Source organism: bacterium (assembly GCA_031082185.1).
In the GTDB taxonomy this organism is placed as follows: Bacteria; Sysuimicrobiota; Sysuimicrobiia; order Sysuimicrobiales; family Humicultoraceae; genus VGFA01.
The window spans coordinates 1-1,208 of sequence record JAVHLI010000038.1; the positions used below are offsets into that span (position 1 = coordinate 1).

At 53.9% G+C, this 1,208-nt stretch carries 1 rRNA gene; it reads left to right on the forward strand.

From position 1 onward, the window contains the following. Nucleotides 1–208: 208 nt before the first annotated feature. Nucleotides 209–1,208 (forward strand): 23S ribosomal RNA (locus tag RDU83_14015); the annotation flags it as partial.

The window sequence follows — 1,208 nt, forward strand, 5'->3', positions numbered from 1 at the left end:
CTCCTTTCTAAGGAGCAACGGAGACCGGGACTAACCCTCCCGCCTCTCCTCACTCCCAGGTCGATCCACGGGTCCATCCCCCCCTCCCTCTCGCTGTTCGGTCTTCAGGGACCAGGTGTTGTTCCTGCACCTTGAAAACTACACAGGGGAAGAGCACACAGGTGAGCCGGCGAGAGCCGGTAAACCGGGGGTGCGCGCGTTAGGGTGAGGTCAAGCTAGTAAGGGCACACGGTGGATGCCTATGGCGCCAAGAGCCGATGAAGGACGCGGCGAGCTGCGATAAGCCTCGGGGAGCCGCAAACAGGCTTTGATCCGGGGATATCCGAATGGGGCAACCCGCTCCGATTAATATCGGGGCATCTATGGCTGAATACATAGGCCATAGAGGCGAACGAGGGGAACTGAAACATCTTAGTACCCTCAGGAAAAGAAAGCAATAGCGATTCCCTTAGTAGTGGCGAGCGAAACGGGAACAGCCTAAACCGTAGTTGCTTCGGCAAGTACGGGGTTGCGGGACCACAATGTGGGATGCGGATAGTTAGTTGAACAGGCTGGAAAGCCTGGCCATAGAGAGTGATAGCCTCGTAAGCAAAAACTTGAAGCGCCCTAGTGGTATCCCAAGTACCACGGGACACGGGAAATCCTGTGGGAATCTGGGAGGACCATCTTCCAAGGCTAAATACTACCTGACGACCGATAGTGTACTAGTACCGTGAGGGAAAGGCGAAAAGAACCCCGGGAGGGGAGTGAAATAGAACCTGAAACCGTTTGCTTACAAGCAGTGGGAGTCCGCCGCAAGGTGGATGACTGCGTGCCTTTTGTATAATGAGTCAGCGAGTTACTCTGTGTGGCAAGGTTAAGCCGTGAGGCGGAGCCGTAGCGAAAGCGAGTCTGAAATGGGCGTATTAGTCGCATGGAGTAGACCCGAAGCCGAGTGATCTATCCATGGGCAGGGTGAAGTCTCGGTAACACGAGATGGAGGCCCGAACCAGTGTAGGTTGAAAACTGCTTGGATGACCTGTGGATAGGAGTGAAAGGCTAATCAAACTCGGTGATAGCTGGTTCTCCCCGAAATATATTTAGGTATAGCCTTGCAAGTTAAGTAACGGAGGTAGAGCACTGGATGGGCTAGGGGTCTTACCGGACTACCAAACCTAACCAAACTCCGAATGCCGTTAACTTTAATTGCAGGAGTCAGACTACGGGTG